The organism is Streptomyces sp. NPDC020747, assembly GCF_044334695.1.
Taxonomy (GTDB): domain Bacteria; phylum Actinomycetota; class Actinomycetes; order Streptomycetales; family Streptomycetaceae; genus Streptomyces.
In genome coordinates this window covers 202,655-227,138 of the sequence record NZ_JBIRTJ010000004.1, presented here as the reverse complement: position 1 = coordinate 227,138, position 24,484 = coordinate 202,655, and the positions used below count along the sequence as shown (strand labels likewise).

At 71.2% G+C, this 24,484-nt stretch carries 23 protein-coding genes; 15 read left to right on the top strand and 8 right to left on the bottom strand.

Annotated elements, in window-relative coordinates; genetic code table 11:
• Positions 1-144 precede the first annotated feature (144 nt).
• The gene (locus ACH4YP_RS13785) at positions 145-1,350 is read left to right on the top strand and encodes an ROK family protein (protein ID WP_398490677.1); all 1,206 of its coding nucleotides are present in this window, start codon (positions 145-147) and stop codon (positions 1,348-1,350) included.
• An 82-nt stretch (positions 1,351-1,432) separates the two neighbouring features.
• Positions 1,433-2,962 (top strand): M81 family metallopeptidase, encoded by a 1,530-nt coding sequence (locus ACH4YP_RS13780; RefSeq protein ID WP_398490676.1) that lies wholly within the window; start codon positions 1,433-1,435, stop codon positions 2,960-2,962.
• An 88-nt stretch (positions 2,963-3,050) separates the two neighbouring features.
• Here the strand turns inward: ACH4YP_RS13780 and ACH4YP_RS13775 are convergent, their stop codons facing one another.
• The 3 genes from ACH4YP_RS13775 to ACH4YP_RS13765 all read right to left on the bottom strand — a co-directional run bounded on the left by ACH4YP_RS13775 (position 3,051) and on the right by ACH4YP_RS13765 (position 5,132).
• Entirely contained in the window at positions 3,051-3,866 is an 816-nt protein-coding gene (locus tag ACH4YP_RS13775; RefSeq protein ID WP_361058894.1) for an SAM-dependent methyltransferase, read from the bottom strand.
• Between the two features lie 137 nt (positions 3,867-4,003).
• Positions 4,004-4,216 (bottom strand): DUF397 domain-containing protein, encoded by a 213-nt coding sequence (locus ACH4YP_RS13770; RefSeq protein ID WP_361058947.1) that lies wholly within the window; start codon positions 4,214-4,216, stop codon positions 4,004-4,006.
• A 40-nt stretch (positions 4,217-4,256) separates the two neighbouring features.
• Complete coding sequence (locus tag ACH4YP_RS13765) at positions 4,257-5,132, bottom strand: helix-turn-helix transcriptional regulator (protein ID WP_361058896.1); 876 nt, start codon at positions 5,130-5,132, stop codon at positions 4,257-4,259.
• Between the two features lie 376 nt (positions 5,133-5,508).
• Between ACH4YP_RS13765 and ACH4YP_RS13760 the strand changes: the two genes are divergently transcribed.
• The 4 genes from ACH4YP_RS13760 to ACH4YP_RS13745 all read left to right on the top strand — a co-directional run bounded on the left by ACH4YP_RS13760 (position 5,509) and on the right by ACH4YP_RS13745 (position 8,100).
• Complete coding sequence (locus ACH4YP_RS13760) at positions 5,509-6,066, top strand: ATP-binding protein (protein ID WP_361058898.1); 558 nt, start codon at positions 5,509-5,511, stop codon at positions 6,064-6,066.
• Entirely contained in the window at positions 6,044-6,523 is a 480-nt protein-coding gene (locus ACH4YP_RS13755) for a hypothetical protein (protein WP_361058900.1), read from the top strand. Before ACH4YP_RS13760 ends, ACH4YP_RS13755 begins: the two co-directional genes overlap by 23 nt.
• Before the next feature lie 138 nt (positions 6,524-6,661).
• On the top strand, positions 6,662-7,414 hold the full coding sequence (locus tag ACH4YP_RS13750) for a hypothetical protein (RefSeq protein WP_398490675.1): 753 nt from the start codon (positions 6,662-6,664) through the stop codon (positions 7,412-7,414).
• Positions 7,378-8,100 (top strand): DUF1775 domain-containing protein, encoded by a 723-nt coding sequence (locus ACH4YP_RS13745; RefSeq protein WP_398490674.1) that lies wholly within the window; start codon positions 7,378-7,380, stop codon positions 8,098-8,100. The genes ACH4YP_RS13750 and ACH4YP_RS13745 overlap by 37 nt, the downstream gene beginning before the upstream one ends.
• Positions 8,101-8,141: 41 nt before the next feature.
• On the opposite strand, the gene ACH4YP_RS13740 is transcribed toward ACH4YP_RS13745, so the two are convergent.
• The 4 genes from ACH4YP_RS13740 to ACH4YP_RS13725 all read right to left on the bottom strand — a co-directional run bounded on the left by ACH4YP_RS13740 (position 8,142) and on the right by ACH4YP_RS13725 (position 13,076).
• Positions 8,142-8,822 carry a response regulator gene (locus tag ACH4YP_RS13740; protein ID WP_398490673.1) on the bottom strand — a complete coding sequence of 227 codons (681 nt, stop codon included), beginning with the start codon at positions 8,820-8,822 and terminating at the stop codon, positions 8,142-8,144.
• Between the two features lie 86 nt (positions 8,823-8,908).
• A complete protein-coding gene (locus tag ACH4YP_RS13735) occupies positions 8,909-10,090 on the bottom strand; it encodes a sensor histidine kinase (protein WP_398490672.1) in 1,182 nt (393 codons plus the stop codon).
• Between the two features lie 116 nt (positions 10,091-10,206).
• Entirely contained in the window at positions 10,207-12,417 is a 2,211-nt protein-coding gene (locus ACH4YP_RS13730) for an MMPL family transporter (protein ID WP_398490671.1), read from the bottom strand.
• 206 nt (positions 12,418-12,623) lie between these two features.
• A complete protein-coding gene (locus ACH4YP_RS13725) occupies positions 12,624-13,076 on the bottom strand; it encodes a MarR family transcriptional regulator (protein ID WP_361058912.1) in 453 nt (150 codons plus the stop codon).
• Between the two features lie 258 nt (positions 13,077-13,334).
• On the opposite strand from ACH4YP_RS13725, the gene ACH4YP_RS13720 reads away from it, so the two are divergent.
• The 8 genes from ACH4YP_RS13720 to ACH4YP_RS13685 all read left to right on the top strand — a co-directional run bounded on the left by ACH4YP_RS13720 (position 13,335) and on the right by ACH4YP_RS13685 (position 21,559).
• Positions 13,335-13,877, top strand: a complete 543-nt coding sequence (locus ACH4YP_RS13720) for a MarR family transcriptional regulator (RefSeq protein WP_361058914.1) — start codon at positions 13,335-13,337, stop codon at positions 13,875-13,877.
• 159 nt (positions 13,878-14,036) lie between these two features.
• Positions 14,037-14,738 (top strand): response regulator transcription factor, encoded by a 702-nt coding sequence (locus tag ACH4YP_RS13715; RefSeq protein ID WP_361058949.1) that lies wholly within the window; start codon positions 14,037-14,039, stop codon positions 14,736-14,738.
• Between the two features lie 311 nt (positions 14,739-15,049).
• Entirely contained in the window at positions 15,050-16,294 is a 1,245-nt protein-coding gene (locus tag ACH4YP_RS13710) for a cytochrome P450 (protein WP_398490670.1), read from the top strand.
• A 58-nt stretch (positions 16,295-16,352) separates the two neighbouring features.
• Entirely contained in the window at positions 16,353-16,550 is a 198-nt protein-coding gene (locus ACH4YP_RS13705; RefSeq protein WP_361058951.1) for a ferredoxin, read from the top strand.
• Positions 16,547-17,767, top strand: a complete 1,221-nt coding sequence (locus tag ACH4YP_RS13700) for an NAD(P)/FAD-dependent oxidoreductase (RefSeq protein ID WP_398490669.1) — start codon at positions 16,547-16,549, stop codon at positions 17,765-17,767. The genes ACH4YP_RS13705 and ACH4YP_RS13700 overlap by 4 nt, the downstream gene beginning before the upstream one ends.
• Positions 17,768-17,827: 60 nt before the next feature.
• Positions 17,828-17,959, top strand: coding sequence for a hypothetical protein (locus ACH4YP_RS13695; RefSeq protein ID WP_361058920.1), 132 nt, complete (start codon positions 17,828-17,830; stop codon positions 17,957-17,959).
• A gap of 71 nt (positions 17,960-18,030) precedes the next feature.
• Positions 18,031-19,857: a flavin-containing monooxygenase gene (locus tag ACH4YP_RS13690; protein WP_398490668.1), complete on the top strand. Its 1,827-nt coding sequence runs from the start codon at positions 18,031-18,033 to the stop codon at positions 19,855-19,857.
• An 85-nt stretch (positions 19,858-19,942) separates the two neighbouring features.
• Positions 19,943-21,559 (top strand): hypothetical protein, encoded by a 1,617-nt coding sequence (locus tag ACH4YP_RS13685; RefSeq protein ID WP_398490667.1) that lies wholly within the window; start codon positions 19,943-19,945, stop codon positions 21,557-21,559.
• A gap of 24 nt (positions 21,560-21,583) precedes the next feature.
• On the opposite strand, the gene ACH4YP_RS13680 is transcribed toward ACH4YP_RS13685, so the two are convergent.
• Complete coding sequence (locus ACH4YP_RS13680) at positions 21,584-22,264, bottom strand: TetR/AcrR family transcriptional regulator (RefSeq protein ID WP_398490666.1); 681 nt, start codon at positions 22,262-22,264, stop codon at positions 21,584-21,586.
• Positions 22,265-22,380: 116 nt separating this feature from the next.
• On the opposite strand from ACH4YP_RS13680, the gene ACH4YP_RS13675 reads away from it, so the two are divergent.
• Positions 22,381-24,270: an ABC transporter ATP-binding protein gene (locus ACH4YP_RS13675; protein WP_398490665.1), complete on the top strand. Its 1,890-nt coding sequence runs from the start codon at positions 22,381-22,383 to the stop codon at positions 24,268-24,270.
• Positions 24,271-24,484: the final 214 nt, after the last annotated feature.

Below are 24,484 nucleotides of genomic sequence, written 5' to 3'. Positions count from 1 at the left end.
GGTTCGAAGAAACAGGCGGCCCGCTGTAAAAAGTCTGTTACTGCTGTTCTGCAAAAAGTCGCGTGAGGGACATACAGGCATACGCTCGTCGCTCTGGCCTCCGGATTTCCCCGGCTTTCCCCAACCCTGGGAGTTACTTCGTCCATGTCTGAAAAAAGTGCGGGACACCGGAGGGGCGTCACGGGCGTCTCCTCGCTGGCCGAGCGGGTCCTCGAACTCCTCGCCTCCGGGCAGGCGTCGACCCGCACGGAACTCGCCGCTCTGCTCGGTGCCGCACCCTCGACGATCTCGCTCACGGTCGGCCAGCTTCTGGCGCACGGGCTGGTCGCCGAGCAGGGCACGCGGTCCTCGACCGGCGGGCGCCCGCGCAAGGTGCTGCGCCTCGGCGGGAGCGACGGGTTCGCCGTCGCGGCCGACCTCGGCGGACGGCACGCCCGGGTCGGGGTCGTCCTGCCCGGCGGCGGGTTCACCGAGGTCTCCACTGTGCCGTTCGCGACGGCCGAGGGACCCGAGACCGCGCTGCCCGCACTCGCCGAGACCCTGGAGACCCTCGCCGGGCGACGCGGCCGGGAACTGCTGCGCGGCGTCGGCCTCTGCCTCCCGGGCCCGGTCGATGTCGTGGAGGGCGTCGTCACCCTCCCCTCGCGCATGCCCGGCTGGAACCGCTTCCCCGTCCGGGACTGGCTGGAGGAGCGGTTCGGCGTACCGGCCGCCATCGAGAACGACGCCAACTGCATGGCCGTGGGCGAGCACAGCGTCCGGCCCGCCGAGCGCCGCCAGTCGATCATGGTGAAGATGGGCTCGGCGATCGGCGCGGGGGTCATCGCCGACGGGAAGTTGTACCGCGGCGCGACCGGTGCCGCCGGCGAGATCACCCACGTACGGGTCGAGGCGGGCCACGACATCCCCTGCTCCTGCGGCAACACCGGCTGCCTGGAGACCGTCGCCTCGGGCGCCGCGCTCGTCCGGATCCTGCGCGAGCGAGGCCTGGACGTCACATCCATCGAGGACGTCGTACGCCTCGCCCACGACGCCGACCCGGAGGCCACCCGCGCCGTCCGCCAGGCCGGCCGCTATCTCGGCATGGTCCTGTCCGCGAACGTCAACTTCTTCAACCCCGACGCCGTGTACCTCGGCGGCCTCCTCTCGACGCTCGAACCGTTCGTCGCCGCCGTCCGCAGCCAGCTGTACGAGGGCTGCCATCCGCTGGTGACCAAGCACCTGGTGATCGAGCGGACCAGCCTCGGCGCGGACGCGGGCCTCGTCGGAGCGGGCCAGTTCGCGCTCCAACGGGCCCTGGCGAACGCCCTCCAGGCCGTCACAGGCGCCGTGGCCCCCACCCATCACTGACCACTGACACCCATCCACCGCGCGAGGCGCTCAACCCACCACTGTGCGAGCCCAGCTGACATCCACCACCGTGCGAGGAGCCATGCCACAACCGCGTACCCCCGTCACCCGTCCCGTCATCGCGATCGCCGGGCTCGGCATCGAGTCGTCCACGTTCTCGCCGGCCCGGACCGAGGCCCCCGCCTTCCACCCGCAGCGCGGCACGGACGTCCTGACGCGCTATCAGTTCCTCGCGCCCGGAACGGCGTTGAGGGCCGCCGCCGACTGGCGCGGCGCCCTGGTCGGCAAGGCGCTGCCCGGCGGTACGGTGACAGCGGCCGCTTACGCCGAACTCTCCGACGAACTGATCGCGAGGCTGGGGGAGTTGGGGCACCTCGACGGGCTCTGGTTCGACATCCACGGCGCGATGACGGTGGAAGGGGTCGACGACGCCGAGGCGGCCCTGCTCGCCCGTGTCCGGGAGACGGTCGGCCCGGACGTCATCGTGTCCACCTCCATGGACCTGCACGGCAACGTCTCGCGCGAACTCGCCCACCTGAGCGACCTGATCACCTGCTACCGCATGGCCCCGCACGAGGACGCCATGGACACGAAGGAACGGGCGGCCCGCAACCTCGTGGACCTCCTCACGGCCGGCGCGCCCCGCCCGGTCAAGGCCTGGATCCCGGTGCCCGTGCTCCTGGCGGGCGAACAGACCTCGACCCGCATCGAACCCGCGAAGAGCGTGTACGCGGCCGTCGACGAGGTGGAGGCCACGGAGGGCGTCACGGACGCCGCGATCTGGGTCGGCTACGCCTGGGCGGACGAGCCGCGCAACCGGGCGGCGGTCGTCGTCACGGGCCCGTCGCGGGACGCGGTCACGGCGGGCGCGGAACGCCTGGCACGCGGCTTCTGGGAGGCACGGCACGACTTCGCCTTCGTCGCCCCCACGGGCACGCTGGACGACTGCCTGGACGAGGCGCTGGCGGCCCCCAACACGAACCGGCCCTATTTCATCAGCGACACCGGCGACAACCCGACGGCGGGCGGCGCGGGCGACGTCACCTGGGGGCTCGAACGAGTGTTGTCCCGGCCGGAGTTCAAGGACCCGTCGGGGCCGACGGTCATCTACGCCTCGCTCCCCGGTCCGGCCGCCGTGGAGACGGCCGTACGGGCGGGCGTCGGAGCGACCGTCACCGTCACCGCGGGCGCTGAGGTCGACGACCGCCACGCCGGCCCGCTCACCCTGACCGGCACGGTCCACGCGATCCGCCACGGCGACCCGCACGCCCAGGCGGAGGTGGTGCTACGGGTCGGCGGCGTGCACGTGATCCTCACCGCGCTGCGCAAGCCCTACCACCACGAACACGACTTCACCGACCTGGAGTTGTCACCCCGCACGGCCGACATCGTCCTCGTCAAGATCGGCTACCTGGAACCCGAACTCTTCTCCATGGCCGCCGACTGGAAGATGGCCCTGACTCCGGGCGGAGTGGACCAGAACCTCGTCCGCCTGGGCCACCACCGCATCAACCGCCCGATGTACCCGTTCGACAGAGAGATGCCCACTCCGGACCTGACGGCGAGAGTCATCCCCCCGTCGAACGAACGGCTGGGTGCACCGGGCGAGTGACCTGCACCCGCGCCCCGATAGGGGCGCGGGGAACTGCGCGACCAGCACCAACGGACCCGCAGGTATCGAACGGTCAACCAGCGGAGCGCTACGGCTTGCGGGCCACCGCCCCGTACATCGCGATGTCCTCGTCCCGAATCCCCTCACCGCTCGCGGCATCCGGGTGCCACTTGTGCACCTGGACGATGCCGGGTTCGACGAGTTCGAGGCCCTCGAAGAACTGGTCGGCCTCGTCGATCGTGCGCAGCCGCATGGGCATGTTGCGGGCCGCGTACTCGCGGGCGACCCGGCCCACGTCCTCGGGCGCGAACTCGGCGGTGCCGATGGACATCGCGAGGTAGCTGCCGGAGGGCAGGGGCTCCAGGAGGCGGCGCACGATGCCGACCGCGTCGTCCTCGTCCAGTACGAAGTGGACGATCGCGATCACGGTCAGCGCGACCGGCTTGCCCAGGTCGAGCGTCTCGCGGAACTCGGGCGAGTCGAGCACGGCCTCCGGGTGCTGGAAGTCGGCCTCGATGTACGCCGTCCTGCCCTCGGGCGTGCTGGCCAGCAGCCCCTGGGAGAGGGTGAGGACGATCGGGTCGTTGTCCACGTAGACGACCCGTGACTCGGGGGCCACCGACTGGGCGATCTCGTGGAGGTTCGGGGAGGTGGGGATGCCGGTGCCGATGTCCAGGAACTGGCGAATCCCCGCCTCCTTCGCCAGCCAGGCCACCGCGCGGTTCATCCAGTCGCGGTTGGCCTTCATGTGGATCGGCAGGGCGGGCCACTCCCGCGACATGGCGTCGCCCGCCTCCTTGTCGGACGGGTAGTAGTCCTTACCGCCGAGGATGTAGTCGTAGATGCGTGCCGAGTGGGCGTTCTCGGTGTCGATCCGGTCGGCCGGCCATCCGTTCTCGGGCAAAGCCGCCCCTCCTGTCAAATCGTCGGGTTCGAAGTCAACGCTCAGGGAAATCAAGGGTGTTGATCAAAGCAGAGGTGTTCAGGAAACCAGGGAAGTCTGTGCGCGGGAACATCTGTGCGCGGGAACAAGGGGGTGCCTCAGAGCAGGAAGTCGGCGGCACCCGCCTTCACACCCGCCAGGAAACTCGTCATCTCGCGCGGCGTGAAGACCAGCGCGGGGCCGTCGGGATCGGTCGACTGGCGCAGTGCGACCCGGCCGTCGCCGAGCTTCTTCGCCTCGACGCAGGCGCCGCCCGCGTCGTCGCTCCACGGCTTGAACCAGCCGCGGGTGCCGAGGTCCCGGGACGGCATGCCGTTGCGTATGTGTCCGTTGCGTATGTGGTGGTGCACGTCAGAGCTCCTTGCGAATCGCACCGAGGAGGGCCTCGGTCTTTCTGGCGGGCGTCGCCTGCGCGCCCAGCCGGTCCAGGGCCTCGCGATAGACCACGACGTCGTCGTCCTTGTCCAGATAGACAGCGCCCACCAAACCGTTGAGGTAGACGATGTCCGGCAGTTCGCGTGCCCGGAACCGGAAGAGATGGAAAGCACCGGCCCGCATCGCCGGATGCGGGCCGTTCTTGAACGGCATGATCTGCAATGTCACTTGGGGTAGCGAGTTGACCGCGATCAGATGGTCGATCTGGGCGCGCATCACCTCGGGTCCGCCGACCGGCCAGCGCAGCACGGTCTCGTCCATCACGATCCACACGCGCGGCGGCGAGGGCCGGGACAGCAGCTCCTGGCGCCGCATCCGCAGCGCGACCCTGCGCTCCGTGGCCTCGGTCGCGGCGTGCGGATTCCCGGCGCCCAGCAGGGCGCGCGCGTACTCCTCGGTCTGCAGCAGACCGTGCACGAACTGGGCCTCGTACGCGCGGATCTGGAGCGCCGCCTGCTCCAGGCTCAGATAGGCCGCGAACCAGTCCGGCAGCACGTCACGGTAGGTGTGCCACCAGCCGCGCTTGTTGGCCTCGCGGACCGATTTCAGGAAGGTGTCGATCTCCTGCTGGTCCGTCACGCCGTAGACCTGGAGCAGTTTCTCGGCGTCCGGAAGCCTGAGCCGGGCCACCTTGGCGGCTTCCATCCGGCGGATCGTGGAGTGGCTCACCCCGATCGCTCCGCCCGCCTGTTCGTATGTCAGTCCGGCGCGGTTGCGCAGCTCCTCCAGCTGCCTGCCGAGGATCATGCGCAGGACGGAGGGCGCGCCGCCCCAGTCGGTTTCCACGGTCACGGCTTACCCCCTCACAGCGGGTTCGAGGTCGCAGTCTGTCACGATCATCCGTTCGACAGGGGAAGCATGCACCTGGCGAATTGCAATTTTCAACTTGTTGGTTGCGGGCTGTTGTTGGCAGGTGTCACAGTGGGGCGTACCGTCCCGGTCCGGTGAACGGCGAGACGACGCGGCCCAGTTGGGGGAGAACGGGGCGTGATTCGTCACCGTGCGCAACGGGTTGTACGCGCCTCGCGGCTGAACCGGATCAAGCGGTACAGGCACTGGCCCGACCTCCGGTGCGAAGGCAGACGAAAGGCGAACGGCGATGGCTCCGCCCTCCCTCCCCAAGCCATTGGGCCGACTGCCCGCGAATGAACACCCCCACAGAGCGGGCGTGTTCGGACTCTCCCCGACACCCGCCTCGGTGGGGGTGGCCCGCAGGAACGTGCGCGAACTGCTGAGCGAGTGGGGCACGAGCCCCGACACCTGCGACAACGCCGTCCTGGTGACCTCCGAGCTGGTCACCAACGCGCTCACGCACACGGCGAGCGAGTGGATCGTCTGCAGACTGCGCACCGCGGGCGGACGGCTCCACATCGAGGTCGAGGACCAGAACCGCGGTCTGACGGGCCCCGCGCAGCGCAGTGCCGGGCCCGACGACCAGGGTGGCCGCGGACTGTTGCTCGTCGGCATGGTCAGCAGCGACTGGGGCGTCAGGGACAGCGCGAACGGTTCCGGACGCGTCGTCTGGGCCGTCCTGCCGTCCCAGCCGGTGCCGTCGCCGCCGGCGTCCTCCCCGCCGGTGTCGTTGCGGTCGGTGCCGCAGCAGCCGACGTCGTCGCAGTCAAGAGAACCCGCCTCCACCGGGCGCGCGCCCACCACGCACCTCACCCGGCCCAACCCCCACTCGGCCGAAGGACACCTGCCTCATGGAACTGCAGCACGCCCCTGAACCGCGACCGCGCACGTACGGCTCGCGACTGCTTCCCTCCACGACCTTCCCGTCCGGGCAGTCCGGCCGCCTGGTCATCCCCGCCCAGCTGCGCGCCGGCCTGGGCTGCGACGCCGTGACCACGTCCCGCGAGCACGGCGAACGCATCATGAACTCCCTGCCCCGCGTGGGCTGTGTCTTCGCCGACGACTTCGAGGACGAGGAACGCTGGTGGTGGATCGTCCCCTCCGGCTCCCACATCGGCGTCACCTGGCCGCCCTCCACGACGTACACCGTCGGCGCGCACCTGGCCGACCCGTCCTGGACACGGGCCCGCCGCGGCCCCTGGGCCGACCGGCCCCGGCTGATCCACAGCCCCGCGGGAGGCTCGCCCTACACCCCGCCGATACCGCTGTACTTCCTCACGTGCCGCCTCGCGGGCAGCGTCCCGAGCTGGTCCCTGGGCGCGGCGGACTGAACCGCTCCCGCCCCGCCCGGGGGCCGGCGCGTCCCTCCTCGTACGACCCCGGGTGAACGGCCTCCTCGCCTCTGACGTAGACGTATGCGACAGGGTGAACGCGGCGGAGGATGATGGGCGACCGTGTCAGGTGACCATGTGACGCAACGCGACGGCAGGGGCCAGGGGTCCCGGCCGAGCCGCGCGGGCGCCCGGGTCCGGGCCGTGACGTTCGCCCTCGTCGGCAGTGTGCTCGCCGCCGTCGGCCATCACGCGGTCGAGGGCGGGCAGGTGCCGTGGCGGCTCGTGACCGCCTTCGCCGCCGCGCAGTTCGTCGTCGTACGGCCCTTCGCCCGCCGCCGCCCCGGACTGCTCGCGGTCGGCGGCTGCACCCTGGCGGCACAGGCCGCGATGCATCTCGCGCTCACGACGGCCGGCGGCCACCGCGCCGGTACGGGACGCATGACGCACGCCGGGCACGACGCGATGACGACGGGTCCCGGCGGACACCCCTGGCAGCACGCCTCCGAGACGGCCATGACGACCGCGCACGTCGTCGCCGCCCTCGTCGTCGCCTGGCTGCTCCACCGAGCCGACGCGGCGGTCACGGCGGCCCTGGCCACCGGCCGTACACTGCGCGCCGTCGCCGCGGCGGTCATATCCCGGTTCCTGCCGGGCACGGCCGTAGCCACTGCCCACCGTCCGCCGCCCGTACCGCTCGCCTGCTCCTTCGAACTCCCGGCAGGAGCACGGACCCAGACCCTGGAGCACGCGCTGGTGCGCAGGGGACCTCCGGGACGGACACCCGTCCCCGTCGTCCCCTTCACCCGGGCCCGGCCTCGGCCCGCCCGGTTCCACCAGCAAGGAGTTCCACCATGTCCCTGTCCGTCAACGGGCGCCGTGTCGCACTGACCGGCGCCGCCGCGCTCACGGCCGTCCTCGCGCTGGCCGGTCCCGCCTCGGCGCACACGGAGGTCGAGGCCGACAAGGCGCAGGCCCTCGCCGAGAACGTCACCCTCACCGTCGTCTGCGAGGCGGAGTCCGCCACCGCGGGCTTCCGCGAGGTGCGCGTCGTGCTGCCCGAGGGGATCGCACCGGCCGACGTCACGCTCGTCGAGGCCCCCAAGGGCTGGCAGTTGAAGGCCACCGACGACGGTTACGTCGTGGGCGGCACCCCTCTCAGGACCGGCGCCGACGCCGAGTACAAGGTGAAGATCCGCCAGCTCCCGGACGTCGGGGAAGTGGCGTTCAAGACCATCGACACCTACAGCGACGGGAAGGTCTCGCGCTGGATCGAGCTGCCCAAGGGTGGTGAGGAGCCCGAACAGCCCGCCCCGCTCCTGGAGTTGAAGGCGGCGGCACCGGGCGCGAAGCCGATCGCTCCCAGCCCGACCGCGAGCCCGACGCCCAGCCCGACCCCGTCGGTCACCGCGACGCCCTCCGAGCCCGGTGCCACGGCGGCAGCGGCCGACACGAAGAAGGACGACGACGGAACGCCCATGAGCCTCGTCGTCGGCGGAGGGGTCGCCGCGCTGCTGGTGCTGGGTGCCGGGGCGTGGTGGCTGACGAACCGCCGCGCCTCCACCGCGGGGAGCTGATCCCACCCGGCCCGTGGGACGAGCACGTCCCACGGGCCGGCTCAGGACGCGGGCGGCGGGGCCTGTACGAGCCCGGACTGGTAGGCGATGACGACCAGTTGGGCCCGGTCGCGGGCGCCCAGCTTCGTCATCGCGCGATGCACGTGCGTGCGTACGGTCAAGGGGCTGACGAAGAGGCTCTCGGCGATCTCGTCGTTGGATCTGCCCTCGGCGGCCAGGCCCATCACCTGCCGTTCACGGGAGGTCAGGGTGGCGAGGAGCTCGGGCGTCGCCAGCCGGTCGGCGGGCGCGGGTGCGGCGAGGAAGCGGGTGATGAGGGAGCGCGTGGCGAGCGGGGAGAGCAGGGACTCGCCGGCGGAGACCGTCCGGATGCCGTCGAGGAGCACATCGGCCGTGACGTCCTTGCCGAGGAACCCGCTCGCGCCGGCGCGCAGGGCCCGCGCTACGTACTCGTCGGTCTCGAAGGTGGTGAGGATGAGGACGCGCGTGCCCGAGAGGTCCGGGCCGGCGCAGATCGCGGTGGTGGCGCCCAGACCGTCGGAACCGGGCATCCGGATGTCCATGAGGACGACGTCGGGGCGGAGGGTGTGGGTGAGCCCGACGGCCTCGTCGCCGTCCGTCGCCTCGCCGACCACCTCCATGTCGTCGCAGGAGTCGATCAGGATCCGGAAGGTCGCTCTCAGCAGGGCTTGGTCGTCGGCGAGCAGGACGCGGATGGTCATCTGATTCGGTTCGCTTCCGGGGTCGGGACCGAGGTCGGAGTCGGGTTCGGGATCGGACCGGCGGTGCGCCGCCGGTCGTTCGGGCGTCAGAGATCGATCGGCAGTTCGCCGGTGACGCTGAAACCACCTTCGGGGCAGGGTCCCGTCCGGACGAGGCCGCCGACGGACCGGGCGCGTTCCCGCATGCCGATGAGACCGAAGCCGCCGCTCGGGGAGGGCACCACGGGGGTGTCTCCCGATCCGTCGTCGGTGACCGTGACGGTCAGCCGGTCGTGCGTGTACGCCAGTGTCACCCGCGCCGTCCGCGCGGACGCGTGCTTGGTGACGTTGGTGAGCGCTTCCTGCACGATTCGGAACGCCGTCAGGTCCACGCTCGGTGAGAGCGGCCGCGGTTCGCCCTCGGTGACGATGTCGACCGTCAGCCCGGCGGAGGCGAACGCGGTGGCCAGCTCGGTCAGCCGCCCGAGTCCGGGAGCGGGTTCCAGCGGCGCCTCGGAGTCGTCGGGCCGGCGCAACAGGCCGACGGTGGCCTTCAGTTCGCGCAGCGCGGTGGAGGTGGTGCCGACCAGGTCGGCGAGGATCCGCTCCGTCTGCTCGGGGCGGCTGGCCGCGAGGTGTGCGGCGGTGCCGGCCAGGGCGTTGGCCAGCGCCATGTGGTGGGCGACCACGTCGTGCAGTTCCCGGGCGATGCGCATGCGCTCCTCGGCGACCCGGTGGCGCGCCTCCTCCTCACGGGTGCGCTCCGCGTGCTCGGCGCGGGCCTGTACGGCCTCCAGATAGGCGCTCCGCAGCCGGGAGGCCGTACCCCAGGCGATCGGCAGCACCACCCAGGTGGCGGGTCCGATCGTCTTGAGGGCCAGCGGATGGCCGTACGGGTCGAAGAGCATCGCCGTGGTCACCAGCAGGACGGTGACCGCGAGGCAGTGGACGCGTGCGGTCCTGCGGTCGGTTTGGACGGCCAGCCAGTACAGCGCGGCCATGACCGGAGCCAGCAGCAGCGGGGTGAGCAGGTAGCCGGCCGCCCCGGCGGTGTTGCCGCAGATCGCGGTCACCACGACGACGGTACGGGGGTGGCTCCGGTGCCACAGCAGGGTGACGCAGGCGATGCCGCCCAGCAGTACGCCGAGACCGAGCGATCCGTTCGTCCGGGAGTTCCCGGCCGTGGTGAACGCGCTTCCCAGGGCGACGGCGGCGAACAGCTGCACGATCACCAGCACGTCGACGACGCGGGGGTGGTCCTTGGCGTACCGCTGCCAGCTGGTGATCATCGGACTCTCCGGTGGGAAGTGAGCTGGGTCCATGGTGGGCCACGGCCCGTGCGAACGGCCGACGAGGGCCGTCCGTGACGAGCACGGGCGGCCCTGCGGAACGTACGGGACGCAGGTCAGACGTGAGCCGACTCCCGGTCGTGCGGGCCGACCGCGGTGAGGGGCACGGCGGCCTTCCGGTGAAGGGCCTCGCCCTCCACGTCGATGTCGGGCAGCAGCCGGTCCAGCCAACGGGGCATCCACCAGGCGGCCTTGCCCAGCAGGGCGAGGACCGCCGGGACGAACGCCATACGGACGACGAACGCGTCGAACAGAACGGCCACGGCCAGCCCGAAGCCGATCATCTTGATCATGGGTTCGCCGGCCCCGATGAACCCGGAGAAGACCGCCATCATGATCAGCGCGGCGGCCACCACGACCCGGGCGCTGTACCGGAAGCCGGTGACCACGGCCTGGCCGGGCCGGTCGCCGTGCACGTACGCCTCCCGCATGCGGGTGACGAGGAAGACCTGGTAGTCCATGGCGAGCCCGAAGACGATACCGACCAGGAAGATCGGCATCATGCTCATGATCGGGCCGGTGGTCTCCAGGCCGAGCAGGTCCGCGCCCCAGCCCCACTGGAAGACCGCGACGACGGATCCGAGGGCCGCGAGCACCGACAGCAGGAACCCGAGCGCCGCCTTGACCGGCACCAGGACGGACCGGAACACGAGCAGCAGGAGCAGGATCGCCAGTCCCACCACGACGATCAGGTACGGGATCAGCGCGTCCTGCATCTTCCGGGCGACGTCGATGTTCAGGGCGGTGGTGCCGGTGACCTCGAACTCCGCGCCGGTCGAGGCCTCGGTCGCGGGCCGCTCGTCCCGGATGATGTGGACGAGGTCCTGGGTCCGCTCGCTGGTGGGCGAGTCGGCCGGGACCGCCGAGAAGACCGCGGTGTCCCCGGCCGGGTTGAACCGGGCCTGCGAGACGGACACGACGCCCTCGGTGGCGCCGATCTCCTTGGCGATCCTGTTCACGGCGGTTTTCGCGTCCGGGGCGCTCTTGGCGTCCACGACGATGGTCAGCGGCCCGTTGAAGCCGGGTCCGAAGCCGTCGGCGAGCGCGTCGTAGGCACGGCGTTGGGTGGTGGACGTCGGCTTGGCCTCGTCCCCGGACGTGCCCAGCTGCAGGTCCATGACGGGTACCGCGAGTGCGCCGAGTCCGGCGACGGAGGCCAGCAGGACGGGCACGGGGCGGCGCAGGACGAAGCGGGCCCAGCGGCTGCCGCCGTTGTTCTCGCCGCCCTCCTTGACGCGTCCGCTCCTGCGGGCCCCGCGCGAGAGAACGGCGTCGGGCCAGAAACCGAGCACGGCCGGGACCAGCGTCAGCGCGATCAGCACCCCGACGACGACCGCGCCCGCGGCGGCGAGCCCCATCCTGGTCAGCATCGGGACCCCGACCACCGCGAGCCCGGCCAGCGCGATGACCACGGTGAGCCCGGCGAAGACGACGGCGGATCCGGCGGTACCGGCGGCCAGGCCCGCCGCCTCCTGCGGGGCGTGTCCGTTGGCCCGCTCCTCGCGGTAGCGGGAGACGACGAACACCGCGTAGTCGATGCCCACCGCTAGTCCGAGCATCGTGGCCAGCGTCCCGGTCGACGAGCCCAGTCCGAACGCCTCGGCCAGCGCCATGATCGACGCCATGCTGACGCCGACGCCGAGGACGGCGGTGAGCAGCGGAAGACCGGCGGCGGCCAGCGACCCGAAGGTCATCATCAGCACGACGGCGGCGATCGAGACACCGATGATCTCGGTCGCACCGCCCACCGACGGCTCGGTGGCCAGCGCGGAACCGCCGGCCTCGACGGTCAGCCCCGCGTCCCGGGCCTGTTCGACAGCCTTTTCGAGGTGGTTCTTGCTGGCGTCGGTGAGGTCGTCGGACTTCACCTTGTAGGTGATGGTGGCGTACGCGGTCGTCGCGTCCTCGCTGACCGCCTTGGCCCGGAAGGGGTTCACGGCACTGGCGACCTGCGAACCGGCGCCGGCCCGCTCGACGAACGCGTCGACGGTCTCCCGGTTCTCGGCGGCCGTGATCTTCCGCCCGCCGTGCGCGAGGAAGACGACCCGCGCGCTCGCCCCGTCGGCCGTGGCCCCGGGGAAGCGCTGGTCCATCAGGTCGAAGGCCTTCTGGGACTCGATACCGGGCATGGACGCCCCGTCGTCGAGTGCCTCGGGTGCCTTGGCGGCGGCGAAGCCGACCGCGGCCAGCACCGCCACCCACAGGAACGTCACGAGCCAACGCCGTCGGAAGGTCAGACGGCCCAGTCGATAGAGAAAAGCAGCCACGGGACGGAGGTCTCCACATCTGGTCTCGGGTACCTCACCAGGCTCCCGGCCGGCGGCGCTCACGTCGTCGTGCGGCTGCCGACACTCTCCCGTACTGAGAACGCAGTACACCGGTGCCCGGCACCTCCTCCGAGGGCATGACCGGGTACGCCCCTGTCAGCATCCAGGCGTACGGGGAGAGGCGTCTCGCGGTCAGGGTTTCCGGGTCAGGGGCGGGGCCAGGGCCGCTCGTCGAGGTTCTCGATGTCCGTGTTGAACCGCTTGAGGTACGCGGCGAAGGTGGCGACCTCCTCGGGGTCCCAGTCGGCCATCACCTTCTCCAGCCCCTGGACGGCCTCCGCGCGATGCGTGTCGAGGCGGCGCTCGCCCTCGTCCGTGATGCGGAACTTGCGGGCCATGCCCCCGTCGGGGTCCGGAATGCGCTCGACGAGACCGCCGCGCAGCATCGCGGCGGTCTGCCGGTTGAGCGTGGAGGCGTCGAGACCGAAGGCGTCGCTGAGCTGCCCGATGGACATCGGGCCCTCCATACGGATGCGGCTCAGCAGGATGTAGGCGCTGCGCTCGAGGCGGCCGCCGGCCCGGGCCCGGGGCGAGTTCAGATAGAGGTGCCGCCCGAGCAGCATCGCCTCGAATTCGATCAAGTGCGTGGGCTTGTCCATGCGGCCGGTCCTTCCCCAGATCTCGACTCCCGCCCCGAAACCTGAGCCTGGGCCTGAGGTCAGGGCAGGAGCCATGACATCAAATATGCACCACGCACCTAATATGTACGATGCATGCCCCCAGGCCCGCCGCTCGGACCTGGCCGCCGAGGGTGTCCCGGCCGCGGCCCGGCGCCCGGGCGGCGGCTTGCTTGAGCCGGTCGAGCAGGTGCTTCCGAATTTACTTGAGTCAGGCAAGTACCTGATAGGGTGGGACTCATGCCCACGCCATCGCCCGCGCAGACCCCTGACCCCCTGTCCGGGGCCGCGTCCGTCCCCGTCTCCGACGAGGTGGTCGAGATCGAGCGAGCCCTCAACCGCATCGTCTATCTGACCGGTCGGGTCAGGCAGCACGACCGCCTCATGGCCCTGGCCGGGGTGTCGCTGGACCGGGCCGCGGTGGCGCTGCTGCGGCAGATCGCCGACTCGGAACCCATGCGCCCCGGCGAGCTGGCGGCCCGGCTGGCCGTGGAGGCGTCGCACGTCACCCGGCAGGTGCAGCAGCTGGAGAAGGGCGGTTACGTGACCCGGGTCCCGGATCCGGACGACCGCCGCGCCCAGCGCATCCAGCTCACGCCCCTCGGCCAGGAGGCGATCGACCGTATCCGCATGGCGAGTTGCCGGGGCATGGAGCTCGCGCTGTCCCAGTGGTCGCCGGATGACCTGCGGCAACTCTCCACGCTGTTCCACCGGATGGTCGACGACTTCCTGCACACCGAGGTCACGCTGGAGGGCGAGGACTCCTCGTCGCGCCTGGCCTGACCGGTGCCGTTCGGTGCGACCGCCGTTCGTGTCCGGCGCGTGAGTCCGGCGCGAAGCGGTGTCGCCGCCCGCCACCTACCCATGAACGAGGTGCATGCGATGGACAGGACGGACGAGGTGGACCGGGTGCACGGAACGGACCGCGTCGGCGTCGGCGGGATGCGCGGGATTGGCACGGAGGCGCCCGCGCCCGCCCGTGGGAACGGGCAGCATGTCCTGCTCATCGTCCATGACTCCGCGATCGCCGAACTGCTCACGACCACCCTGGAGTTGGCGGACTACCGGGTGACCGTCACCCGCACCGGAGCCCAGGGGATGACACGGCTCGCCGAGCACCGTTTCGACCTCGTGGTCATGGATGTGTCGGTCCCGGACATCGAGGAGCTGGGCGAGGCACGCCACTTCCGACCGGCCGACCTGCCTCCCGTGCTCTTCCTCGCCGACTACGAGAAGCTGGGCCTCCTCGTCCCCGAACTCGGCCTCGGTGAATCGGACTACGTCACCGTGCCGTTCCGGATCTCCGAAGTCCTCACCAGGGCCCACGTGTTACTGCGCGGCCGCAGTTCGATGCGCCACGGGCCGTGCTACGGCGACCTCGTCCTCGACGACGCCACCTGTCAGGCCCGGCGCGGCCGACGGGACCTCGACCTCACCCCGGCCGAGTACCGGCTGCTGCGTCATCTGCTCGTCAACGCCGAGCGGGTGCTGTCGAAGGAGCAGATCTGCCGGCACGTCTGGGGCGAGACCCGGGCAGGCAACGCGATCGAGAAACTCGTCTCCCGCCTCCGCCACAAGGTGGACCAGGAGCAGCCTCCGCTGATCCACACACGCCGGGGCTTCGGCTACCGCCTCGGACGCTGAACCTCACACCCCTCCACGCTCTCCCCGTACTTTCAACTCCCTCACCCCCACAAACCCTCTCTCCAAGCGGCCGTGCGTCTCTCGCACCGGCCGCTTCGTCGTGTCCGCGGGGTGAGGTCGCGACGCGAGGTGGCGCGAAAGCGTGCCCAGGTGGCCGACCCCCTGCGGGTCAGGTCTGTGATCTGGATCACGTCAGCTTCATGTCAGGCAACCGGCCGGAAGCTGTCAGTCCGCTCCGCTTGCATGGGGTCCCAGAGGTCGCCACGCCTTCCCCGTTCTCCGCCCCCGCGGAGCCCCCACCGAGGAGTCAGATGGCCGAGACACTGGCCGGAGCCGCGTCCGACGCGGCCGAGGCGATGCCCGGGTTCCCGATGCCCAGGGCGGCCGGCTGCCCGTTCGCCCCGCCGCCGGCCGTGGAGGAGCTGCGCGAGCGGGACCCGATCGGCAAGGTCCGGATCTGGGACGGCAGCACGCCGTGGATGATCACCGGGCACGCCCTGCAGCGGGCCCTGCTGACCGACCCCCGCGTCAGCGCCAACGACAAGAGCCCCGGCAGCTTCCCGTTCGTGACGGCGTACCGGCAGGAGATCGCCAAGTACACCCCGGAGCTCATCGTCAACACGGACGCCCCCGAGCACACCCGGCTGCGCCGGATGGTCAACGGGCCGTTCCTCGTCAAGCGGATCGAGGCCATGCGGGCCCCGATCCAGAAGATCGTCGACGGTCTGATCGACGACATGCTGGCCGGCCCGAACCCGGCCGACCTCCTGACGGCGCTCGCGCTGCCGGTGCCCTCGCTGGTGATCAGCGAACTGCTCGGAGTGCCGTACGCGGACCACGAGTTCTTCCAGCGGAACAGCAGCCTCGCGCTCGACCGTGCCGCCGCGCCCGAGGACTCGCGGGCGGCGAGCAACGCGCTCTCCGCCTACCTCGACGACCTGCTCGGCAAGAAGCTCACCGACCCCGGTGACGACGTGCTGTCCGAGATGGCGGGTCGGGTCACGGCCGGCGAGATGAGCCGGAGCGAGGCCGTCCACATGGGCGTGGCGATGCTCATCGCCGGCCACGAGACCACCGCGACGATGATCAGCCTCGGCACGCTGGTCCTGCTGGAGAACCCGGAGCAACTCGCCCTGGTACGCGACTCCGAGGACCCCAAGGTCGTCGCCGGCGCGGTGGAGGAACTGCTGCGCTATCTGAGCATCGTCCAGGTCGGTCTGCGCCGCGTCGCCACCGAGGACATCGAGATCGGCGGCCAGGTCATCCGTGCGGGCGACGGCCTGATCGTGGATCTGCACGCCGCCAACTGGGACCCCGAGGCGTTCCCCGGCGCCGACCGGGTGGACGTCACCCGGCCCGCGCGCAAGCACAACGCCTTCGGCCACGGCCCCCACCAGTGCCTGGGCCAGTCCCTCGCCCGCCTGGAACTCCAGGTCGTCTACGGCACCCTCTACCGGCGCGTCCCCACGCTGCGCTTGGCGGCCGGGGTCGAGGAGTTGGAGTTCGACCACGACGGCACCACGTACGGCGTCGCCTCCCTGCCCGTCACCTGGTGACCGGATCCCACCGGTGAACGCAGTGGGTGAACGTACCGAAGGAGCAAGGAAGATGACCATGCGTGTGGAACTGGACGAACCGAAGTGTGTCGCGGCGGGTCAGTGCGTGATGGCCTCCCCGGAGGTCTTCGACCAGCGTGACGACGACGGGGTGGCGATCCTGCTGGAGGAGCGGCCCGCCGACGAACTCCTCGAAGGGGTGCGCGAAGCCGTGGCGATCTGCCCGGCCGCGGCGATCCGGCTGGTCGACCAGTGAGGCGGATTCTCGTCGTGGGTGCCTCGGCGGCCGGACTCTCGGCCGTCGAGACACTGCGCCGGGAGGGGTACGACGGCACGCTCACCCTGGTCGGCGACGAGCCGCACCCGCCGTACGACCGGCCGCCGTTGTCCAAGCAGATCCTGGCCTCCGAGTGGGAGCGCGACCGGCTGACGCTGCGATCCACCGGCGAACTGGCCGCCCTGGAACTGGACTTGAGACTCGGGATCGCGGCGACAGGCCTCGATCTCGACGGGCGTGCGGTGCTGCTCGCCGACGGGACGAGGGTCGCGTACGACGGACTGATCGTGGCCACCGGGGTGCGTCCGCGACGGCTGCCCGGTGACGGGCACGCGCATGTCCTGCGCACCCTGGACGACGCGCTCGCACTGCGGGACCGGCTGGGGGAGGGGCGGCGCCTGGTGGTCGTCGGCGCCGGGTTCCTCGGCGCCGAGGCCGCCGCCGTGGCACGGGGCCTGGGCACCGAGGTCACCCTCCTGGAACCGGCTCCCGTACCGCTCGGCCACGCCGTCGGCGACGAGGTCGGTCGGGTGCTGTCGGCCGCCCACCTGGAACACGGGGTGGACCTGCGCACCGGGGTCACCGTGTCCGCGGTCACCGAGGCGGGCGTGCGGCTGGCCGACGGCGAACTGGTCGAGGGCGACGAGGTGTTGGTGGCCGTCGGCTCGCTGCCGAACACCGAGTGGCTGGCGGACAGCGGCCTCACCGTGGGCGACGGCCTGGTCTGCGACGAGTACTGCGAGGCGGTCCGGGAGACCCTCGGGCCGACGAAGTCTCCCGGGCCGACGTCCGGGGGCGTGTACGCGGCCGGTGACGTCGCCCGCTGGCACAACCCGCTGTTCGGGGTGCCGATGCGCATCGAGCACCGTACGAACGCCGCCGAGCAGGGCATGGCCGCCGCACGGAACCTCCTGCACCCGCAGGCCCGCAAGCCGTTCGCTCCGGTGCCGTACTTCTGGTCGGACCAGTACGGCATGAAGGTCCAGGCGTTCGGCCGGCTGCACGGACACGACGAAGTCGCCGTGGTCGAAGGGGACTTGGCCGAGCGCCGGTTCCTGGTCGCCTATCGCAGGGGCGACCACCTGACCGGGGTCCTCGCGATCGGTATGCCACCGAAGGCGATCCGCGGCTGGCGACAGGCCGTCGCCGTGCGCTGCACGTGGCACGAGGCAGTACCGGCCACCGGCGTGTTGTAGCCAGCACACCCAACTGGGCGTCGGAACACGGCAGTTCGAACGATGAGGGGAGGTTGTTCCATGGTCGGCCTCGCCGTCCGGACCCACATGACGGCGATGCCGGACGCGAGCGGATCGGGGAGGGCCGGGACCGGCCTTCTCATCGACGGCGGCCAGGCCGCCCGGCTCCGCTTCCACTCCCGTCCGCGGTAGCGACCCGGCGGAGCCCGCACAGCCCTCCACACCAGACCAGCGCATACCCCTCGACAGCAGAAGGAACACGCATGACCAACCCCCACACCCCGTCCGCCGCCCCCGAATTCGACCCGGAGGGACTCGGGTTCGACCCGGAGGCCCTGCGTGCGCGCTACCGGGCCGAGCGCGACCGCCGGATCCGCCCCGAGGGCAACGCGCAATACCACCGCACCGCCGGTGAGTTCGGCTCCTACGCCGACGATCCGTACGTGGAGGAGCCGGACTTCACCCGGGAGCCGATCGACGACCGGGTGGAGGTCGTGGTCGTCGGCGGCGGGTTCGGCGGGCTGCTGGCCGGCGCGCGCCTGCGGCAGGCGGGCGTGCGGGGCATCCGGGTCATCGAGCAGGCCGGGGACTTCGGCGGGACCTGGTACTGGAACCGGTACCCGGGAATCCACTGCGACATCGAGTCGTACGTCTACATGCCGCTCCTGGAAGAGATCGGCTACGTCCCGCAGTGGAAGTACGCGCCCGGCGAGGAGATCCGGCAGCACGCGCGGGCCATCGGGCGGCACTTCGGCCTGTACGAGGACGCCTGCTTCCGGACCCGGGTGAACGAACTCCGCTGGGACGACACCGAGTTGGAGTGGCTCGTCACCACCGACCGCGGCGACCGCATTCGGGCACGCTATGTGGTGGTCTCCAGCGGCACGCTCAGCCAGGCGAAGCTCCCCGGCATCCCCGGGATCGAGAACTTCAAGGGCCACACCTTCCACACCAGCCGCTGGGACTACGAGTACACCGGAGGCGACGCGAACGGAAACCTGGACCGGCTCGCCGACAAGCGCGTGGCCGTGATCGGCACCGGCGCGACCGCCATCCAGGTCGTGCCGCACCTCGGCCGCGACGCCGAGCGGCTGTACGTGTTCCAGCGCACGCCCTCCTCGGTCGACGTACGCGACCAGCGACCCACGGACCCGGAGTGGGCCAAGTCGCTGGAGCCGGGCTGGCAGCGGCGCCGCAGGGACAACTTCCTCAGGACCGTCACCGGGGCCCACGCGGACGAGGACCTGGTGAACGACGGCTGGACCAGCAGCGCCCGGCTGCTGCAGAACCTCATCCCGACCAACAACTACGCGGACCTCCCGACGGCGGACCGCGACCGCGTGAACGAACTCGCCGACTTCCAGAAGATGAACGAGCTCCGCGACCGTGTGAACACCGTCGTCGAGGACCCCGCGACGGCCGAGGCGCTCAAGCCCTGGTACCGCTACATGTGCAAGCGGCCCACGTTCAGCGACCACTACCTGGACACGTTCAACCGGCCCAATGTGACGCTGGTCGACACGGCCGACCACGGGGGCGTCGAGCGCATCACCGAGGACGCCGTCGTGGTCGGCGGGACCGAGTACAAGGTCGACTGCGTCATCTTCGCCACCGGTTTCGAGGTGGGCGTCTCGGGGATCCTGTCCGGCCGACTCCCTGTGCACGGAAGGAACGGCGCCACTCTGCCGGGCGCCTGGATGCAGGGCCCGAAGACCCTCCACGGCTTCTACAGCCACGGCTTCCCGAACCTCTTCCAGTTCGGCCCGCTGCAGAACGCCACCTCCGTGAACTACGTCCACATCCTCGACGAACAGGCCAGCCACGTCGCCGAAGTGGTCGCCGAGGCACGGGAGCGCCGGGCCCGGTACGTGGAGCCGTCCCCCGAGGCCGAGGACGCCTGGGTGGCTACGATCCGTCAGAAGGCCGCGGACCTCTACGAGTTCCAGGCCGAGTGCACCCCCGGCTACTACAACAACGAGGGCGAGCCCAGGAAGCAGAGCGAGTCGTTCGGCGACGGGCCCGTCGCGTTCCACGAACTGCTCAGGAGCTGGCGCGAGGACGGCGGCATGAACGACGTCATCGTCGAGTGACCGGCCCGGGGCGTCGGCGCAGCGGAGCGCCGACGCCCCGACCGCGTGAACGACCATCACCCAACCCAGGGACGGGGAAGCGACGATGCGGCCCAGCAGATTCGACGACACAGGCAACACACGGTCCACGAGCAGCCGTTGGGACCTGCGCAGACTCAACCCACCGAACCGGCTGTGGGGTTCGAACGGCGTCACGTTCGGACCCGACGGGCGGCTGTACGTGGCCCAGTTCCTCGCCGGACAGATCAGCGCCGTCGACACGTCCTCGGGGGACGTCGACGTGGTGGTACCGCTGGACAGTCCGGTCCAGGCGCCCGACGACCTCGCGTTCGGGGCGGACGGTTCCATGTACATCGCCGACCTGACTCCGGGGCGGGTCTGGCGGCGCAGCCCCGAGGGCGCGTACAGCCTCGTCTCCGACCAGGTTCAGGTACCCAACGGCATCACCTGTGTCGGAGACCGGCTCTTCGTCAACGAGATGAAGATGAACGGCCGTCTGCTGGAGCTGTTCCCGGACGGCGGCGACCCGGTCGTGCTGACCGACGGGCTGGCTCTCGGCAACGCGATGCAGCTCGGCCCGGACGGCTGTCTCTACTACCCGCACATGATCGGCAACCAGGTCTGGCGGATCCCGCCGGACGGCGGCACCCCCGAACTGTTCGCCGAGGAGGTCGACGACCCGGTCGCGGTCCGGTTCGACAAGGGCGGCGTCCTGGTCGTCCTGTCGCGGGGCCCGGCCGGCATCGTGACCCGCATCGATCTCGCCACCGGGGCGCGGTCGGTGGTCGTCAGCGGTGTCATCGGGCTGGACAACGCGGCCTTCGACGCGGAGAACCGCATGTTCGTCTCCAGCTTCGGCAGCGGCGGCGTCACGGAGATGCGCGAGGACGGCCGGACCCGGGAGATTGTTCCCCGGGGGCTCAACGGCCCCTTCGGAGTGACCGTCGACCTCCGGGGCACGGTCTACGCGGCGGACCACTACCGCCTGGCGAGCCCCGGCGACTCCGGGAAGAACGACTCCAGCGGCGTGATCACCCACGAACTGCAGACCTTCATCCACGGCATCACCGCGGACGACGGGCTGCTGCACTTCGCCTCGGAGTACGGCGACGTCCGTACGTACGATCCCGTCCGCAGGACCACGCGGGTACGGGCGCAGGGGCTGAACGCGCCCACCGGAATCGAGCGTTCGCCCGACGGAGCCCTCGTCGTGGCCGAGTCGGGCGCCGGCCGCGTCGTACGGATCGACGAGGCGGACACCGTCACCGTGCTCGCGGAAGGGCTCCAGCATCCCGTCGACGTCGCCTTCGACGCCGAGGGGCGCTGCTACGTCAGCGACGACGGGCTCGGGGCGGTGCTCCGGATCGACGACGGCGAGACGGTGACCGTCGCGGACGGTCTCGGCACGCCGCAGGGGCTGGCCGTCCGCGGGGACGAACTGTTCACGGTGGACGTCGAGCACCGGTGTCTGCGGGCGGTGTCCCTCACGACGGGAGAGGCCCGGATCGACGCCGAGGACCTCGCGGTCGGTCTGCCCCCGGGGATCACCCGTACCGAACCCGTCCTGTTCGCCGCGGGCATGCCCGGTTCGCCGCGCCGCTTCGCGGGTCTCGCCGTGGCCCCGGACGGCACCCTTCTCCTCTCGGCGAACGGCGAGGGAAGCGTCCTGCGCCTGACCGAACGCTCACCTTCGGAGGAGTGACCGGCACGGCACCACACCCGGCCGTCAGGTCTTGGCCGGCCCGCCCGCCGTCGGCGCGGTGCCGGAGATGCCGCCGAGGCAGAATCGCCAGGCCTCCTCGGCGGTGACCGGCTCGGTGTGCCCGTCGGAGGGCGCACCGTGGGCCTGGGCGGCGAACATGACGGTCTGCAGGACGAGCGCGGCCCGGCGGCGGGGCGGCCCGGCCGCGATGACGCCCGCGTCGGCGGCCCGCTCGACGAGTTCCGCGAACACCGTGCGCAGCGGCCGGTGGGCGGTCGCCACCTGGGAGGGGTGCTTCACCAGCAGGTGCAGGGCGAAGCCGCCGAACAGCAACCGCGGCACGTCGGGGCCCGGCCGCGCCCGCTCGTGGAGCATCTCCACGGCCAGGCGCAGCGCCCGGAGCGGATCGCTCTTCGACGAGGCGGCTTCCCGGATCTCGTTGGCCGTCTTGGCGAGCGTGTCCTCGAACAGGGCCAGCAGCAGCTCGTGTTTCCCGTCGAAGTGCTGGTAGAAGCTCCGCAGCGACTGCTTCGAGCGGCCCACGACCTCCTGGACGGTGAAGTCCGTCGTGCCCTTCTCCGCGATGAGCTCGTAGGCCGAGTCCAGGAACCTCTGTACGCGTTCCTCCGCGCGCGGCTTCGCGGCCCGGGTGGATCGCTCGACGGCTCGCCTGCGCCACGCCGGTTCTTCGGGGACAGCGGTCATTCGTCGAACGTTACTCGACGTGCCCGTTCGGAGAGCGCCGGTCGAAATCCCCTACGGCACTGTCAGTGGCGTCGGCGATACTTCATCGATCCCCCTCGCTTCGAACGAGGCTCCGGATGAGGTCTCGGACGAGGTCTCGGGTGCGGCCCCGGACGAGGCCCCTGACGGGACTGCGGTCGAGAGCGGGAGGGGAGCCGATCGAGGGGGAGACCGTGCCACAGCCCGACCCGTCCGACACACAGGCCACACCGCCGTGGCGGCTCCTGCTCGGGTACGTACGCCCGTATCGCTGGACGCTGCTGCTCGGGGCCGTGCTGTCGCTGCTGACCGGCGCCGCCGGGCTCGCGCTGCCGCTGGTCGCCCGGTCGCTCATCGACGACCTGGGGCACGACCGGGCGATCACCGGCGCGCTGCTGGCCATGTCGGTGCTGGTGGTCGCCAACGCCGCGCTCGGGGCGCTGGGTTCGTACGTGCTGCGGTACACCGCGGAGTCCGTCGTACTCGGCGCGCGGCGGGGCCTGGTCTCGCATCTGCTGCGACTGCGAATAGCCGCCGTCGACCGCAGCGAACCCGGCGATCTGATGGCCCGGATCACCTCCGACACCACACTGCTCAGGGAGGTCACCACCGATTCGCTGGTCGGACTCGGCACGGGCGGGCTCACGCTGGTGGCCACGCTCGCGATGATGGGGTTCGTCGACCCGGTGCTGACGGGCGTCACCCTGGCCGTGGTCCTGGTCGCGGGCACGGTGATCGGCGTGATCGTGCCGCGGATCAACCGCGCCAGCAGGCGCGCGCAGGACGCCGTCGGAGCGATGGGGGCCTCGCTGGAACGGACCCTCGGCGCGCTCAGGACCATCAAGGCGTCCGGCGCCGAGCACCGCGAGGAGCGGGCCGTGCACGCGGCGGCCGAGGAGTCGTGGCGCCAGAGCGTACGGGCCGCCAAGTGGGCCGCGCTGGCGGGGAACACGGCCGGCCTCTCGATGCAGGTCGCCTTCATCACGGTGCTCGCCGTGGGCGGCGCACGGGTCGCGACCGGGGCCGTCGACATCGGCACCCTCGTCGCGTTCCTGCTGTACGTCTTCTACCTGATGGCGCCGATCCAGCAGGTCGTCGGAGCCGTCGCCCAGTACCAGACCGGCTCGGCCGCCCTGGCCCGGATCGAGGAGGCCAGGCTGCTGCCCGCCGAACCGGCCGCCGAGCCCTCGCCGCTGCCCCGGCCGGGCGCCGAACCCGCCGCGATCGCCTTCGAGGACGTCCGCTTCCGCTACGACGACGACCTGCCGTACGTGCACCACGGCGTGACCTTCGCCGTCCCGCCGCGCGGCATGACCGCCTTCGTCGGACCGTCCGGCGCCGGGAAGACCACGGTGTTCTCGCTCATCGAGCGGTTCTACGACCCGGAGGAGGGGACCATCACGCTGGACGGCCGCGACCTCACCGACTGGGAGGTCTCCGCGCTCCGGTCCGCCATCGGCTATGTGGAGCAGGACGCGCCAGTCCTCTCCGGCAGCCTCCGCGACAACCTCCTGCTCGGCAATCCCGACGCCGACGACGGCGAGGTGCTCCGCGCGCTGAGGACCACCCGTCTCGACACCCTCGTCGACCGGCTGCCGAAGGGGCTCGACACCCTCGTCGGCCACCGCGGCACCAAGCTCTCCGGCGGTGAGCGCCAGCGCGTCGCCATCGCCCGCGCCCTGCTCAGGCGGCCCCGGCTGCTGCTCCTCGACGAGGCCACCAGCCAGCTCGACGCGGTCAACGAGGCCGCGCTGCGCGACACAGTCGCCGATGTCGCCCGCACCACCACGGTCCTGGTCGTCGCCCACCGGCTGTCCACCGTGACCATGGCCGACCGGATCGTCGTCATGGACGCGGGGCAGGTACGGGCGGTGGGCACCCATCGCGAACTCGTGGCAGGCGACCCGCTGTACGCCGAGCTCGCCGCCACGCAGTTCCTCGCGGCCACCGACGACGGCCTGCTGACGCCCGAGTCCGTCGACAGCTGAGCCCGACGACCGGGCCCCGATCGAGCCGGACGACCGAGCCCGGCGAGACAGGACCGAACGTCCGGAAAGGGGTCTTTCCCGCCAACCGGCCCGTCCCCATAGGGGGTTCTCGGCCATGGATCGAGGGTTTTCCCCGTATCCGCGGGATAAAGGCTCCGCCTATTGTTCGACCACAGCCGAACCACAGGTAACCCCTGATGGAGGCTCGCGCACG